This window comes from Clavibacter michiganensis (genome assembly GCF_002151125.1).
GTDB lineage: Bacteria > Actinomycetota > Actinomycetes > Actinomycetales > Microbacteriaceae > Clavibacter > Clavibacter michiganensis_C.
Window position 1 is genome coordinate 174,734 of record NZ_MDJZ01000015.1, and the last position, 14,402, is coordinate 189,135.

14 protein-coding genes are annotated in these 14,402 nt (G+C 74.7%); 8 read left to right on the forward strand and 6 right to left on the reverse strand.

What is annotated here, in order from left to right:
• Positions 1-5 precede the first annotated feature (5 nt).
• From BFL37_RS08615 to BFL37_RS08625, 3 genes are all read right to left on the reverse strand, one after another.
• On the reverse strand, positions 6-1,004 hold the full coding sequence (locus BFL37_RS08615) for an SDR family oxidoreductase (RefSeq protein ID WP_086514712.1): 999 nt from the start codon (positions 1,002-1,004) through the stop codon (positions 6-8).
• Positions 1,005-1,102: 98 nt separating this feature from the next.
• Positions 1,103-2,791, reverse strand: coding sequence for a long-chain-fatty-acid--CoA ligase (locus BFL37_RS08620; RefSeq protein WP_086514713.1), 1,689 nt, complete (start codon positions 2,789-2,791; stop codon positions 1,103-1,105).
• A 64-nt stretch (positions 2,792-2,855) separates the two neighbouring features.
• Entirely contained in the window at positions 2,856-3,785 is a 930-nt protein-coding gene (locus BFL37_RS08625; protein ID WP_086514714.1) for an oxidoreductase, read from the reverse strand.
• A gap of 123 nt (positions 3,786-3,908) precedes the next feature.
• On the opposite strand from BFL37_RS08625, the gene BFL37_RS08630 reads away from it, so the two are divergent.
• Positions 3,909-4,262: a hypothetical protein gene (locus BFL37_RS08630; RefSeq protein WP_086514715.1), complete on the forward strand. Its 354-nt coding sequence runs from the start codon at positions 3,909-3,911 to the stop codon at positions 4,260-4,262.
• Positions 4,259-5,464 (forward strand): M20/M25/M40 family metallo-hydrolase, encoded by a 1,206-nt coding sequence (locus tag BFL37_RS08635; protein ID WP_086514716.1) that lies wholly within the window; start codon positions 4,259-4,261, stop codon positions 5,462-5,464. The genes BFL37_RS08630 and BFL37_RS08635 overlap by 4 nt, the downstream gene beginning before the upstream one ends.
• A gap of 12 nt (positions 5,465-5,476) precedes the next feature.
• On the opposite strand, the gene BFL37_RS08640 is transcribed toward BFL37_RS08635, so the two are convergent.
• Positions 5,477-5,983, reverse strand: coding sequence for a metallophosphoesterase family protein (locus BFL37_RS08640; RefSeq protein ID WP_086514717.1), 507 nt, complete (start codon positions 5,981-5,983; stop codon positions 5,477-5,479).
• 135 nt (positions 5,984-6,118) lie between these two features.
• Here BFL37_RS08640 and BFL37_RS08645 point away from each other — a divergent pair, with 135 nt between their 5' ends.
• From BFL37_RS08645 to BFL37_RS08670, 6 genes are all read left to right on the forward strand, one after another.
• Positions 6,119-6,733: a sulfite oxidase-like oxidoreductase gene (locus tag BFL37_RS08645; RefSeq protein WP_086514718.1), complete on the forward strand. Its 615-nt coding sequence runs from the start codon at positions 6,119-6,121 to the stop codon at positions 6,731-6,733.
• Entirely contained in the window at positions 6,700-7,470 is a 771-nt protein-coding gene (locus tag BFL37_RS08650) for an FAD-binding oxidoreductase (RefSeq protein WP_241533924.1), read from the forward strand. Before BFL37_RS08645 ends, BFL37_RS08650 begins: the two co-directional genes overlap by 34 nt.
• A gap of 65 nt (positions 7,471-7,535) precedes the next feature.
• Positions 7,536-8,069: a DUF1697 domain-containing protein gene (locus BFL37_RS08655; protein WP_086514719.1), complete on the forward strand. Its 534-nt coding sequence runs from the start codon at positions 7,536-7,538 to the stop codon at positions 8,067-8,069.
• A gap of 117 nt (positions 8,070-8,186) precedes the next feature.
• Complete coding sequence (locus BFL37_RS08660; protein ID WP_086514720.1) at positions 8,187-9,191, forward strand: oxygenase MpaB family protein; 1,005 nt, start codon at positions 8,187-8,189, stop codon at positions 9,189-9,191.
• Positions 9,192-9,259: 68 nt separating this feature from the next.
• Positions 9,260-10,552: a DNA polymerase IV gene (locus BFL37_RS08665; RefSeq protein ID WP_086514721.1), complete on the forward strand. Its 1,293-nt coding sequence runs from the start codon at positions 9,260-9,262 to the stop codon at positions 10,550-10,552.
• An 11-nt stretch (positions 10,553-10,563) separates the two neighbouring features.
• Entirely contained in the window at positions 10,564-11,085 is a 522-nt protein-coding gene (locus BFL37_RS08670) for a DUF4190 domain-containing protein (protein WP_086514722.1), read from the forward strand.
• A 32-nt stretch (positions 11,086-11,117) separates the two neighbouring features.
• On the opposite strand, the gene BFL37_RS08675 is transcribed toward BFL37_RS08670, so the two are convergent.
• Entirely contained in the window at positions 11,118-12,431 is a 1,314-nt protein-coding gene (locus BFL37_RS08675) for a UDP-glucose dehydrogenase family protein (protein WP_086514723.1), read from the reverse strand.
• Between the two features lie 167 nt (positions 12,432-12,598).
• The gene (gene treZ, locus BFL37_RS08680) at positions 12,599-14,401 is read right to left on the reverse strand and encodes a malto-oligosyltrehalose trehalohydrolase (protein ID WP_086514724.1); all 1,803 of its coding nucleotides are present in this window, start codon (positions 14,399-14,401) and stop codon (positions 12,599-12,601) included.
• Between the last annotated feature and the right edge of the window lies 1 nt (position 14,402).

The following is a 14,402-nucleotide window of genomic DNA, read 5'->3' on the forward strand; positions in this document are numbered from 1 at the left end:
CGAGGCTATCGGCGGCGGAGCGCGGCGGTGCCGGCGACGACGCCGGACAGGAGGGCGCCCGCGCCGATGGCGACGGCCTTCGCGCGGTTGCGCACGATCCAGATCTGCGGGCTCATGGTGCGGGCCTGGTCGCTGAAGATGCCGCGGGCGCCGTGGTCGCCCGCGGTCGGCGTGTAGAGGTTGGTCGGCAGCATGGGCTGCGTCTTCTCGGCGGCCTGCTGGCCGGAGTAGCCGACCTTCGCGAGGTACCCGTCGAGCCAGTTCGCGACGAAGCGGTTCCCGAGCACGGTCTTGACCGTGGGCTCGCCGACCCAGTTGCGGCGCTTGGGCTTCTCGGCGACGGCGGCGATGGCCTGCGCGCCCACCTCGGGCTCGAAGATCGGCGGCACGGGCTGCGGGTGGTGCGGCAGCTCGGACTTGACCCAGTTGAACTGGATGGTGTTGAGCGCGGGCATGTCGACGGTGGAGATGACCACCCTGCTCCCGTTGTGGATCAGCTCGGTCGTCACCGACTCCGTGAAGCCCTGGACGGCGTGCTTGGCGGCACAGTAGGCGGCCTGCAGCGGGATCCCGCGGTGGGCGAGCGCCGAGCCGACCTGGATCACGTGCCCGCGGTCGCGCGGCACCATGCGGCTGAGCGCGGCGCGCGTGCCGTTCACGAAGCCGAAGTAGTTGACCGCCGTGGCCCGCTCGAAGTCGGCCGGATCCGTGGTGAGGAACTCGCCGAAGACGCCGACCATGGCGTCGTTGACCCAGAGGTCGATGGGGCCGAGCTCGTCCTCGACGCGGTCGGCGGCGGCCTCGACGGCCAGGCGGTCGGCGACGTCGGTGGAGATCCCGAGGCCTCGGCGTCCGCGGGCCTCGATGTCGGCGACCGCGCCGGCGAGCCCGTCCTCGCCGCGCGCGAGGACGGCGACGTCCCACCCGCGGTCCGCGAGCTCCCGCACGGTCGCTCGGCCCAGTCCGGCCGATCCTCCGGTGACGACGGCGATGCCTCGGGTCATTGCGCTCCTTCGATGGTTGGTGCACGAAACGTGCTCCTCCACCGTAGGACCGCCGGGCGCCGGCGACCCCGCCCGGGACCGGACCTGCCAGGCGGCGGTCAGCCTTCGCGCTGGAGGTCCTCGCGCACCTGGCGACGGAGCACCTTGCCGATGAGCGAGGTGGGGAGCGCGTCGACCTGCACGACGCGGCGCGGGACCTTGTAGGCGGTGAGGTGCGCGCGGCAGTACGCGCGGATCGCGGCCTCGTCGAGCGTGGCGCCCGGGTCCAGGACCACCGCGGCCGTGACGTCCTCGCCGCCGTCCGCCGAGGGGAGCCCGACGACGGCCGCGCCCTGCACGCCCGGGGCGCCGCGCACGACGTCCTCGACCTCGCTGGGGGAGACGTTGAAGCCGCCCGTGATGATGAGCTCCTTCATCCGGTCGACGATGGTGGTGAAGCCGTCGGCGTCGACGCGCACGATGTCGCCCGTGCGGAACCAGCCGCCGTCGATCAGCGCCGCGCGCGTCTCGTCGGGGCGGCGCCAGTAGCCCTGGAAGACCTGCGGTCCGCGGATGAGCAGCTCGCCCTCCTCGCCGGGGGCGCGGTCGACGGACGGGTCCTCGGGATCCACGACCCGCACCTCGGTGCTCGGGAACGGGACGCCCACGGTGCCGGGGCGCCGCGACGGGCCGATGGGGTTGCCGAGCGCGACGGGCGACGTCTCGGTGAGGCCGTAGCCCTCCACGAGGTAGCCGCCCGTGAGGCCCTCCCACAGCTCGACCGTGGAGACGGGCAGGTTCATGGCGCCGGAGATCGCGAAGCGGACGCCCGTGAGGTCGACGCGCTTCTCCTTCGCGGCGCGCGCCAGGCGCTCGTAGATGGGCGGGACAGCCGGCAGGAACGTCGGCGGGTGCTTCCGCGCCGCGGCGAGCACGAGGTCGACGTCGAACTTGGGGAAGAGCACGAGGCGCGCGCCGATCGCCATGGCGAACGTCAGGCAGAGCGTGAGGCCGTACGCGTGGAACATGGGCAGGACGCCGTAGACCGTCTCGCCGCCGTCGGCGAGGCCGGGCACCCAGGCGCGGCCCTGCATGGCGTTGGCGTGCAGGTTGCGGTGGGTGAGGATCGCGCCCTTGGGGCTCGCGGTCGTGCCGCTCGTGTACTGGAGGATCGCGACGTCGTCGAGCTCGGGGCGGGGTCGGGACGCCGCGATGCGGCGGTGGTCGACGAGCTCCTCCCAGGTCACGGTGTCCTTCACGGGCGCGGTGATCGCGGCGCGGGCGCGGCGGGCGGCGGGGATCGGGAGGCGCAGCTTCAGGCGCGTCGCGAGCGGCATCGCCGCGGGCAGGTCGACCGAGATGATCGTGTCCACGGGCACGTCGCGGGGCATGTCCTGGATCGTGCCGACGACCGTGTTCCAGGCGATGACGACGCGGGCGCCGTGGTCCTCGAACTGGTGGCGGAGCTCGCGCGGCGTGTAGAGCGGGTTGTGCTCGACGACGATCGCGCCGAGCCGCAGCACCGCGTAGAAGGCGACGATGTGCTGCGGGCAGTTCGGCAGCACGAGCGCGACGCGGTCGCCCTTCCGCACGCCGAGGCGGCGCAGTCCCTCGGCGGCGCGGGAGATCTGGTCGCCCATCCGGCGGTACGTGGTCTCGCGGCCGAAGAACTCGAGCGCGACGGCCGTGCCGTGCCGCTGGATCGAGCGCTCGACCATGTCGACCAGGGATCCGATCACGGGAGGGATGTCGGCCGACACCCCGTCCGCGTAGCTGCGTACCCAGGGGCGGTCGGCGTCGATGCTCATGTCCCCACCATAGGGAATGCGCCCGGGCGTGACCCGGGCGCATCGGCCGTGCATCGGTCGCGGGCTAGGCGGGGTAGACGACCCCGGTCAGCTGCTCGGACGCGTCCCACAGGCGGCGGGCGAGCTCGAGGTCCTTCGAGATCGGGCTCGACGCCGCCAGGTGCGGCATGCCGCTCATGCCGCCGGGGCCCGCGGGGCCGTAGTAGTCGCCCGGGTGCACGCCGAGGCCGGTCGCCGCCTGGATCTGCGGGAGCGCGCCCACGCGCACGTCCTGCCCCATCGCGGCCGGCCCGAACCTGGCCGAGAGCTCGCTCACGACGCCCTGCGGTCCGGATCCCGGGCCGTTCTTCGCGAGGTTCGTGGACGTGACGCCGGGGTGCGCGGCCGCGGCCGTGAGGCCCCAGCCCCGCTCGTCGGACAGCGCCTGCAGGCGGCGCATGAAGAGGAGGTTCGCGAGCTTCGCCTGGCCGTAGGCGGCCCAGGGGCTGTAGCGCCGCTCGGACTGCAGGTCGCCGAACGCGATGCGGCCCATCCAGTGCGCGAGGCTCGACACGACGACCACGCGGGGGGCGTCGGCCGCCTGGAGCGCGGGGAGCAGGAGCCCGGTGAGCGCGAAGTGGCCGAGGTGGTTCGTGCCGAGCTGGATCTCGAAGCCGTCGCGCGTCTCGCGCCGGTCCGGCGGGGCCATGACGCCGGCGTTGTCGACCAGGATGTCGATCGGCCCGCGCTCGATCTCGCGGTCGGCGAAGGCGCGCACGGAGGAGAGGTCGGCGAGGTCGAGGGATCCGACCTCCACGTGGACGCCGGGGTGGCGGTCGCGGATGGAGCCCGCCGCGTCCTCGCCGCGCTCCGGGTCGCGCGAGGTGAGGACGACGGAGGCGCCGGCCGCGGCGAGCCGGCGCGCGGTCTCGAGGCCGAGGCCGCTGTTGCCGCCGGTGACGACGGCGCGCCTGCCGTCGAGCGGGCTGATGATGATGTCGGTGGGACGGGGCACGCGGACTCCTCTTGCGGGTGGGATCCCCACGCTAGCGACGTCGGCCGGACGTCGCCCGTGCGGGGTCCGGCGGGGGCCGCGTGCCGAGCGGGCCCCCGGGCGCGCCGATGCGAGGATCGGGGCATGTGGATGAGACGCGGCCGGGACGGATCCGAGGACGAGCGGGCGGACGGCGGGTCGCACGCGATCGGGGTCGGGGCGGTCGTCGTGATCCTCGACGGCGAGGCCGCGACGGGCGATCCCGCGCTCGACGGCGAGCCCGTCGGCCTCGTGGTGGCCTCCGCCTCCGACGGCCTGCGCAGCGTCAGCCCGGTGCCGACGGCCCGCGGCCGCGCGTGGGTCGTGGAGCTCGGCTCGGACGACGACGGCACGGCCGGCCGCCGGGTCGTCGTGCCGCAGAGCGCGCTGCGCCTCGTCGACGACGGCGAGGAGACGGTCCCCGCGCCGCCCGCCGACGACCTCGCGCCGCGCGCGTGAGCGGCGCCGTCACGGGACCCGACGCGGGCGTCGCGGGACCCGTCGACCCCGTCGACCTCGCCGCGGAGCTGATCCGCATCGACTCGACCAACCCCGACCTCGTGCCGGGCGCCGCGGGGGAGGCCGCGGTCGCCGCGCACGCCGCCGGCTGGCTCCGCGCCCGCGGCTTCGACGTGCGGGTGCTCGAGGAGCGGCCCGGCCGCCCGACCGTGCTCGCGACGGCGCACGGCACGGGCGGGGGCCGCACGGTCCTCCTCGACGGGCACCTCGACACCGTGCCGCCCGGCGACCCGGAGCGCGGCGGCGTCGACCCGCGCATCGAGGACGGCCGGCTCCTCGGCCGCGGGGCGTTCGACATGAAGGCGGGCCTCGCCGCGATGATGGTCGCCGCCGACCGAGTCCGCCTGATCGGCACGCGCGGCGACGTCGTGCTCGCGCTCGTCGCCGACGAGGAGTTCGGGAGCCTGGGCACCGAGGAGGCGCTGCGGGCCCTGGCCGAGGACGGCACGCGCATCGACGGCGCCGTGATCTCCGAGCCCAGCCAGTCCGAGGCGATCGTCGCCCACCGCGGCTTCGGCTGGTACGAGATCCGCCTGCGCGGACGCGCAGCGCACGGCTCGATGCCGGAGCAGGGCGTGGACGCCATCGCGCACGCCGGCCTCGTGCTGCGCGCGCTCGACGCGCTGGCCGAGCGCCTCGCCTCGGGGCCGCGCCATCCGCTGCTCGGGACGGGCGCGGTGCGCGTGTCCCGGATCCACGGCGGCTCGGACGCCGCGACGGTCGCCGACTCCTGCGTGCTCACGGTCGAGCGGCGCTTCCTCCCCGGCCAGTCGACGGCGCACGTGGAGGCGGAGCTGCGCGCGGCGCTCGTCGAGGTCGCCGCCCGCACGCCCGGCATGGAGGTCGAGCTCGAGGCGCTGGTGGCCCGCGCCGCCTTCGAGGCCGACGTCCAGGGGCCGCTGGCGCGCGCCGTGCTCGACAGCGGGGCCCGCGTCACGGGATCGCCCGTCCCGCACCGCGGCGAGCCGTTCTGGACCGACGCCGGGCTCGTGCACGAGGCCGGGATCCCCTGCATCCTGCTCGGCGTCACGGGCGGCGGCGCGCACGCGGACGTCGAGTGGGCCGAGGTCGACTCGATCCGCCGGCTCGCCGACGTGCTCGAGGGCGCGATCCTCGACTTCTGCGGGAGCGACGGGCCCTAGCCGACCAGCCGGCTAGTCGCGCGTGGCCGACCGGTGCAGCTCCACGTCGAGCCGCCCCGCGTCGGCCGTCGCCGTCATCCAGGTGAAGTCCGGCTGACGGCGGCGGTCGGTCGGCGAGCCGGGGTTGAGCAGCCGGAGCCCGGCGGGCGTCACGGTGTCCCACGGGATGTGGCTGTGGCCGAAGACGAGCACGTCGGTCTCCGGGAACGCGACGTCCATCCGCCGCTCGCGGCCCGTGGACGCCCCGGTCTCGTGGGTCACGGCGATGCGGATCCCCTCGATCACCGTGCGCGCCGTCTCCGGCAGCCGCGCGCGGAGGCCGTCGGGGTCGTTGTTGCCCCAGCAGGCGACCAGCCGGGCGGCCCGGGCCTCGAGCGCGTCGAGGGCCGGCTCGTCGACCCAGTCGCCCGCGTGGACCACGACGTCGGCGGCGTCGATCGCCCGCCACAGCGCTCCGGGCAGGTCCTTCGCGCGCTTCGGGAGGTGGGTGTCGCTGAGGAGCACGAGGGAGGCGGTCACGTCGTCGACGCTACGCGGCGCGGGCCCCCGGCCGCCGCTCGGCAGGGTCCGGTCCCGTCCGCGCCCGTCACCGCCGTGGCGGGCGCGGCATGATGGACGCGTCACGTCCCCCACCCGCCCCTCGAGGAGGCGCCCATGACCGGCATCACCCGCGGCTTCGTCGGCCGCCCGCGGAAGGCCGCGGCCGACCGCCTCCCGCCCGGCCAGTACGACACCGAGGGCGGCTGGCCCGTCCTCACCGCCGAGGCCGTGCCGAACCTGCCGGAGTCGCGCTGGTCGATCGCCGTCGACGGGCTCGTCGAGCGCCCCACCTCGTGGGACTGGGACCAGGCGCACGCGCTCCCGCGCTCGGAGTACGCGGGCGACATCCACTGCGTCACCACGTGGACCCGCCTCGACACGCGCTTCGCCGGCGTCAGCGTCGACACGCTGCTCGACGCGGCGGGTCCGCTCCCCGAGGCGCGCTTCGTCCTCGCGACCTCGCACTCCGGGTACACCACGAACCTCCCGCTCGAGGACCTCCGCGGGGGTCGCGCGTGGATCGCCTTCGAGGCCGACGGCCGCCCGCTCACGGCCGACCACGGCGGACCCGCACGGCTCCTCGTGCCGCACCTCTACTTCTGGAAGAGCGCGAAGTGGATCGCCCGCCTCACGCTCCTCGACCACGACCAGCAGGGCTTCTGGGAGCGCAACGGCTACCACGACCGCGGCGACCCGTGGCGCGAGCAGCGCTACCAGGGCGACCGCTGAGCGGGTCGGCGCCCGGGCCCGCGCGCGAGCCCGCCGTCCCGGCCTCGGTCGGCGGCGAGTGGCGGACCGCGACGATCACGGCGCTCGAGCACCCCACCCCCACCACCGTGCTGCTGCGCTTCGACGTGCCCGACCGGATCCCGCACCTGCCCGGCCAGCACTGCGTCGTGCGGCTGCGCGCGGAGGACGGGTACACGGCCCAGCGCTCGTACTCGATCCTGTCGGCGCCGCACGAGCCGGGGATCGAGCTGCTGATGGAGCGCTACGAGGACGGCGAGGTGAGCGGCTTCTTCGCCGACGTCGCGCGAGCGGGCGACGAGATCGAGATGCGCCTGCCCATCGGCGGCTTCTTCGTGTGGGACGGCGCGACGCCCGCCGTCGCGCTCGGCGGCGGGACCGGCGCGGTGCCGCTCGTCGCGATGGTCCGGCACGCGCGGCACCTGGGCGTGCCGGACCTCGTCCGCGTCGCCGTCTCGGCGCGCACCGCGGCCGACGTCCCCTGCCGGGCGGAGCTCGAGGCCGCCGGCGCGCTCGTGGCGACCACGCGCGAGCGGCACGGCCCACGCGGATTCGGCCGGCTCCGGGCCGAGGAGGTCGCGGACCTCGCCGTGGGCGCGGGGGTGGCGCTCGTGTGCGGATCCACCGCGTTCGCGGGCGGGGCGACGCGCCTGCTGCTGGATGCCGGCGTCGGCCGCGACGCGATCCGCATCGAGCAGTTCGGCCCCTCGGGGGAGTGACGGCGGCGCGGTCGCCGGGCCACACTGGACCGGACGGCGACGGGGCCGTGGGGAGCGGGTGCCGCATGGAGCGATCGGTCGTGCTGCTGCGCGGGATCAACGTCGGGCGCGCCAAGCAGGTCCCGATGGCGCAGCTGACCCAGGCGCTCGAGGGCCTCGGATACCTGCGCGTCCGCACCCACCTGCGGAGCGGGAACGCGGTCGTCGACCACGCGCGGCCGAGCGGCAGGGGAGCGGCGGTCGCGATCGAGGACGCGGTGCGGCTCGCCACGGGCGTGACGGCCGACGTCCACCTCGTGCCGGCGGACGACCTCCGGCGCATCGCGGCCGGGATCCCGTTCGGCGACGTCGCCGACGATCCCTCCCGCCTCCTCGTCTCGTTCCTCGACCGGCCGCAGGACCCGCTGCCGGACCCGCCGCCCGCGGACGCCATCGCCCCGGACCTGGTGGTCGTCGGACGCGACGCGATCTACTCCTGGCACCCCGACGGCGTCTCGGCGTCGCGCGTGCCCCCGGCCTTCTGGCGCGGGCTCGGGGCCTCCGTCACCGCCCGCAACGCCCGGACCGTGGCCGCCCTCGTCGCGCTCCTCGACGACTGAGGGCGGCGCCCGGGAGCGCGTCCCCCGCTCGGGGGTGGCGCCCAGACAGCCGTCACGCCCCCGTTCCGGGTCGAGGGCGCGGGGGCCTCCTCACGGCGCGGACGGGGGGATAGGTTCGTGGACGTGAGCAGATTCGCGGACCGCTGGAAGTCCCACATCCTGGAGACGTTCTCCGCGGACTCCGAGGGGCGACCCCAGTGGATCCAGGACCTGGAGAAGGGCGAGGACGAGGGCTGGTTCGGCCCCGGCTCCGCGGTGTGGGCGGTCCACGGCGGGATGCCGACGCTCGTCGCGGGGATCCGCGCCCTCCTCATGCAGACGCTGCACCCGGGCGCCATGGCCGGCGTCCACGACTGGTCGCGCTACCGCGAGGACCCGCTGGGCCGGCTCGCCGGGACCGTCCGCTGGGTCATCACCACCTCGTTCGGCGACCAGGCCACGGCCGTCGACGTCAGCCGGCGTGTGCGCGGCTACCACCGCAAGGTGCAGGGCACCTTCGTCGACGGCCACGGCGTCGAGCGGCCCTACAGCGCGAACGACCCCGACCTGCTCTCGTGGGTCCACATCGTCTTCACCGACGCGTTCCTCAGCACGCACATGCAGTGGGGGCCGCCGATCCCGGGCGGGCCGGACCGGTACGTCGCCGAGTGGGCCAAGGCCGGCGAGCTCATGGGGGTGGAGGCTCCGCCCCGCTCGCACGCCGAGCTGCACGCCCAGATCGACGCGTTCCACGACCAGGGCCTCCTCCGCGCCGACGAGCGCACCCGCGAGACGATCTCCTTCCTCCGCGAGCCGCCGCTGCGCGCCTCCATGCTGCCCGCCTACCGCGTGCTGTTCGCGGGAGCGGTGGCCTCGCTCGAGCCGCGCTACCGCGAGCTCCTGGGGCTCGACAAGGCCTCCTTCGGTCCCTTCCCGCTTCCCGCGCTCGCCTCGACCCGCGTGATGCTCGGCGTCGCCGGGCGGGTGATGGGCGACCAGTCCACGAGCCACGAGGCCGCCCTCAAGCGCATCGCGCGGCTGCGGGACGAGCACGCGTCGACCGGCGCTGCGTCCGGTGAATCGCCGGATCCGCACCCCGGTCACGGCGACGACGTCGGCGACCGCGCGCGGCCCGCGGCCTGATCCCTGCCCGTCGCCGCGCGCAGCATCGAGCGGCCGATGTCGGCGGCCCGGGCTAGCGTGGACACGACATGAGCAGGCAGGACGGATCCACCCGGCGCACGTCCGACGCGAGCGCGGACGACTCCGAGGCCACCATCCTCCACATCGACATGGACGCGTTCTTCGCCGCCGTCGAGCTGCTCGAGCGGCCGGAGCTGCGGGGCACGCCCGTCATCGTCGGCGGGTCATCGGGTCGAGGCGTCGTCACGAGCGCCACCTACGAGGCGCGCCGCTTCGGCGTCCGCTCGGCCATGCCGATGGCGCAGGCGCTCCGCCTGTGTCCGCAGGCCACGGTCATCGGCGGGCACATGGAGAAGTACGCGCACTGGTCCCGCGTCGTCATGGGCATCTTCCGCGACGTCACGCCCCTCGTCGAGCCGCTCAGCATCGACGAGGCCTTCCTCGACGTCGCGGGCGCACGCGGGCTGTTCGGCTCGCCCGCGGAGATCGGCGCGATGATCCGTCGCCGCGTGCACGCCGAGACCGGCCTCACCTGCTCCGTCGGCGCGGCGTCCACCAAGTTCGTCGCCAAGCTCGCGAGCACGCGCTGCAAGCCCGACGGCCTGCTCGTCATCCCCGCGGCCGAGACCCTGCCGTTCCTCCACGGGCTGCCGGTTGGCGCGCTCTGGGGCGTCGGGAAGACCACGGAGGAGGCGCTCCTCCGGCGCGGCCTCCGCACGGTCGCCGACATCGCGGACACGCCCCTGCCCGCGCTGCAGTCGATGCTCGGCGAGTCCGCGGGCGCCCGGCTGCACGACCTCTCCTGGGGTCGGGATCCCCGGCGCGTCAGCACGCACCGGGAGGAGAAGAGCATGGGGCACGAGAACACGTTCCACGACGACGTGACGGATCCGGACATCGTCCGCCGCGAGCTGCTCGGCCAGGCCACGCGCGTCGCCGAGCGGCTGCGGCGCGCGGGCCTCACCGCGCGCACCGTCTCGCTCAAGCTCCGCTACTCCGACTTCCGCACCATCACGCGATCCCGCACGCTGTCGGAGCCCACCGACGTCGCGCGCCGCATCTACGACGAGATCCGCGACGTGTACGACCAGATCGCCCGTCCCGGCGACCGGATCCGGCTCGTGGGCGTCCGCGCGGAGCAGCTCGACGACGCCGACAACCGCGCCGTCGCCCTGTGGGACGCGGACGAGGGCTGGCGCGAGGCCGAGCGCACGGTCGACCAGGCGGCGGAGCGCTTCGGCCGGGGAGCCATCGGCCCGGCGTCGCTCCTCCGCAAGCCCGGGGCGAGACGGGCGACGGTGTCGGATCCGCGCACGGAGGCGGCCGCGCGCGGTACCCTCCCCGCACACCCGCCCGACTGACGAGGACCACCATGACCGATCCCGCCGCGCCCGCCGCCGACGACCGTTCCCACGACGACGAGCACGCACGCGCGGCGGATGACGCGGCTCCTGCAGCTGCTCCTGCTCCTGCTCCCGCTCCTGAGCCGTCGGCCACTCCGGCGCCGCCGCCCGCCCCGGCGCCGCCCGTCGCGCCGTACCCCTCGGGATCCGCCGCCGCGCCCTACGGCCTGGCGCCCGCGCCGGTGCCGCCCTCCCCGGCCGCGGTCGCCTGGGGTCAGCCCGTCTACGCGGCCGCACCGCCGAAGGGCCTGAGCCTCACCTCGATGATCCTGGGGCTCGTCTCGGTCCTCTTCTTCTGGACGTTCCTCTGCCCGCTGATCGGCTTGGTGTTCGGCATCATCGGCATCCGCCGGGAGCCGGCCGGCCGCGGCTTCGCCATCACGGGCCTCATCCTCAACGGCCTGCTGCTGCTCATCCCGGTCGCCATCGCGATCGCGATCATCGTCGCGGGCGGCGCGTTGTTCGGCCTCGCCGCCACCACCCCGCGCTGACCGAGCGCCGGATCCCGCGCGGCGCGCGGCGGCTAGGGCCGGCCCATGCCGCGGTAGCGCCACCCGGCGGCACGCCAGGCGACGGGGTCGAGGCAGTTGCGGCCGTCGACGATGACGGGCGTCGCCACGATGGCCTTCAGCTCCGCGGGGTCGATGGCGCGGTACTGCTTCCACTCGGTGAGCACCATGACGGCGTCGGCGTCGCGGGCCGCCTCCTGCCAGGTGTCGACGTAGGTGAGCTCCGGGAACCGGCGGCGCGAGTTCTCGTTGGCGTACGGGTCGGTCGCGAGCACGCGCGCCCCCTGCAGCTGCAGCTGCGCGGAGATGCTGAGCGCGGGGGAGTCGCGCACGTCGTCCGACTCCGGCTTGAAGGCGAGGCCGAGCACGGCGATGTTGCGCCCGAGGAGCGATCCGCCGCACACCTCGCGGGCCACGTCGACCGCCCGCACGCGGCGGCGCATGTTGATGGAGTCGACCTCGCGGAGGAACGTGAGCGCCTGGTCGGCGCCGAGCTCGCCCGCGCGCGCCATGAACGCGCGGATGTCCTTCGGGAGGCAGCCGCCGCCGAAGCCGATGCCGGCGTTGAGGAAGCGCCGTCCGATGCGGTCGTCGTACCCGATGGCGTCCGCGAGCTGGGTGACGTCGGCGCCCGTGGCCTCGCACACCTCCGCCATCGCGTTGATGAAGGAGATCTTGGTCGCGAGGAACGCGTTGGCCGACACCTTCACGAGCTCGGCGGTCTCGTAGTCGGTGGTGACCCGGGCCGTGCCCGTGGCGAGCGCCGTGGCGTAGACCTCGTCGAGGACGGCGCGCGCCGCCTCGCCGGTCTCGCCCGCGGGCAGGCCGTACACGAATCGGTCGGGCGTGAGCGTGTCCTCGATGGCGAATCCCTCGCGGAGGAACTCCGGGTTCCACATCAGGATCGCTCCGGGCACGCGCGCGTGGACGCGCTCCGCCAGGCGTCGCGCGGTGCCGACGGGCACGGTCGACTTCCCGGCGATGACGTCGCCGTCGACGAGATGGGGGGTGAGCGCGTCGACCGCGGCATCCACGTACGTCATGTCGGCGGCGTTCTCGCCGCGCCTCTGCGGCGTCCCCACGGCGACGAAGTGCACGCGGGCTCCCGCCGCCTCGGCGATGTCCGTGGTGAAGCGGAGACGCCCCGTGGCGAGCTGCTCGGTGAGCAGCTCCGGCAGCCCGGGCTCGAAGAACGGGGCGACGCCGGACTGCAGAGCGGCGATCTTGCCGGCGTCCACGTCGACGGCGACGACCTCATGGCCGAGCCTGCTCATGCTCGCGGCGTGGACCGCACCGAGGTAGCCGCAGCCGATGACAGAAATGCGCACGAGTGTCCGTTCCCTGGAGTTGGTGCCGCGGACTGCACATGCGGGAACCTCGTCGGCGTGCCCCCCAGCCCCGGCCAGGACGAACCTAGCACGCGGCGTGGACGACGGAGGGCGGGGCCCGGCGGGCGCTCGCGCACCCCGCCCGACCCCGCCCCCGGCGCGGTGGATCAGGCCAGCAGGGCCTCCGCGGAGTCCGCCACCGGGCCGAGGATCGCGGCCGAGCGCGCGGGCAGCACGACCTCGTCGTCGCCGAGGTGGACTCCGGCCGCGGTCGCGAGCAGGAGCGCGGGACGCTCGCCCACGACGGGCACGCGCCGCTCCTCGTCGGACAGGTTCACCACGATGGACAGCTCGCCGCGGTCCATCACCAGCAGCCGCGCCTCCTCGTGCACCTCGACCTCGACCTCGGCGAACCGGGGGTCGGTGAGGTCCGGGTGGGCGCGGCGCAGGCGGATCAGCTCGCCGTACAAGGCGAACAGGCGGGCGTGCCGCGAGTCGGCCGCCTCGGCGCCGTAGAGCTCCGACCAGTCGAGCTTGGAGTCCTGGAACGTGGAGAGGTCCTGCGGGTTCGGCACGACCGACTCGTCCCAGCCCATCTTGGCGAACTCCGCGATGCGGCCCTTCGCGGTCGCCTCGCCGAGGTCGTGCTCCGGGTGCGACGTGAAGAACTGCCACGGCGTGGTCGCGCCCCACTCCTCGCCCATGAACAGCATCGGCGTGAAGGGCGACGTGAGCGTCAGCACCGCGGCCAGCGCGAGCCCGCCCTCGTCGAGCGTCGCCGTGAGGCGGTCGCCCGTGGCGCGGTTGCCGATCTGGTCGTGGTTCTGGTTCGCGACCACGAGGCGGTGCGCCGGGATCCGCTCGGTGTCGAGCGGTCGCCCGTGCACGCGGCCACGGAACGACGACCAGGTGCCGTCGTGGAAGAACCCGCGTGTGATGACCTTGGCGAGCGCCTCGAGCGAGGCGAAGTCCTCGTAGTAGCCCGTGGTCTCGCCCGTGAGCGCGACGTGGACGGCGTGGTGGAAGTCGTCGCTCCACTGCGCGTCGAGCCCGTAGCCGTGCGCCTCGCGGGACGTGATGAGCTTCGGGTCGTTGAGGTCGGACTCCGCGATGAGCGTCAGCGGACGGCCGACGTGCGCGGACAGCACGTCCACCTGCACCGCGAGCTCCTCGAGGAGGTGCGTGGCGGTGTCGTCGACGAGCGCGTGCACCGCGTCCAGCCGCAGCGCGTCGACGTGGTAGTCGCCGAGCCACATGAGGGCGTTGTCGATGATGTACTCGCGCACCGGGCCCGAGTCCTCGCCGTCGAGGTTGAGGCTGGATCCCCACGTGTTCGCCGACGCCTCGTGCAGGTACGGGCCGAACACGGGCAGGTAGTTGCCCGACGGGCCCAGGTGGTTGTAGACGACGTCCTGCACGACGCCGAGGCCGCGTGCGTGGCACGCGTCGACGAAGCGCTGGTACGCCTCGGGCCCGCCGTACGTCTCCTGCACCGTGTACCAGAGGACGCCGTCGTAGCCCCAGTTGTGCGTGCCGTTGAAGCCGTTCACCGGCAGCACCTCGACCAGGTCGACGCCGAGGGCGACGAGGTGGTCGAGCCGGTCGATCGCGGAGTCGAGGGTGCCCTCGGGGGTGAAGGTGCCGACGTGCATCTCGTAGATCACGGCGCCGGCGAGCTGGCGGCCGGTCCAGGCCTGGTCGGTCCACGCGAACGACGACGGGTCGTACGTGCGCGAGCGGCCGTGGACGCCCTCGGGCTGGCGGCGCGAGCGCGGGTCAGGCAGCGGGGTGTCGGAGTCGTCCACGAGGTAGCCGTAGTCGAGGTCCCCGGAGGGCAGGGCCTCGGCGCGCTCGGCGTCGAGGGTCCACCAGCCGTCGCCCGTGGGGGAGAGCGGCAGGCGCTCATCCCCGACGGACAGAGCCAGGGTGCGGGCCTTCGGGGCCCAGATGTCGAAGCGGTCGTCGGTCATG

Coding starts and splice junctions, on each gene's coding strand:
- BFL37_RS08615 (WP_086514712.1), bottom strand. CDS start 1,004: ATGACCCGAGGCATCGCCGTCGTCACCGGAGGATCGGCCGGACTGGGC.
- BFL37_RS08620 (WP_086514713.1), bottom strand. CDS start 2,791: ATGAGCATCGACGCCGACCGCCCCTGGGTACGCAGCTACGCGGACGGG.
- BFL37_RS08630 (WP_086514715.1), top strand. CDS start 3,909: ATGTGGATGAGACGCGGCCGGGACGGATCCGAGGACGAGCGGGCGGAC.
- BFL37_RS08645 (WP_086514718.1), top strand. CDS start 6,119: ATGACCGGCATCACCCGCGGCTTCGTCGGCCGCCCGCGGAAGGCCGCG.
- BFL37_RS08655 (WP_086514719.1), top strand. CDS start 7,536: ATGGAGCGATCGGTCGTGCTGCTGCGCGGGATCAACGTCGGGCGCGCC.
- BFL37_RS08665 (WP_086514721.1), top strand. CDS start 9,260: ATGAGCAGGCAGGACGGATCCACCCGGCGCACGTCCGACGCGAGCGCG.
- BFL37_RS08670 (WP_086514722.1), top strand. CDS start 10,564: ATGACCGATCCCGCCGCGCCCGCCGCCGACGACCGTTCCCACGACGAC.
- treZ (WP_086514724.1), bottom strand. CDS start 14,401: ATGACCGACGACCGCTTCGACATCTGGGCCCCGAAGGCCCGCACCCTG.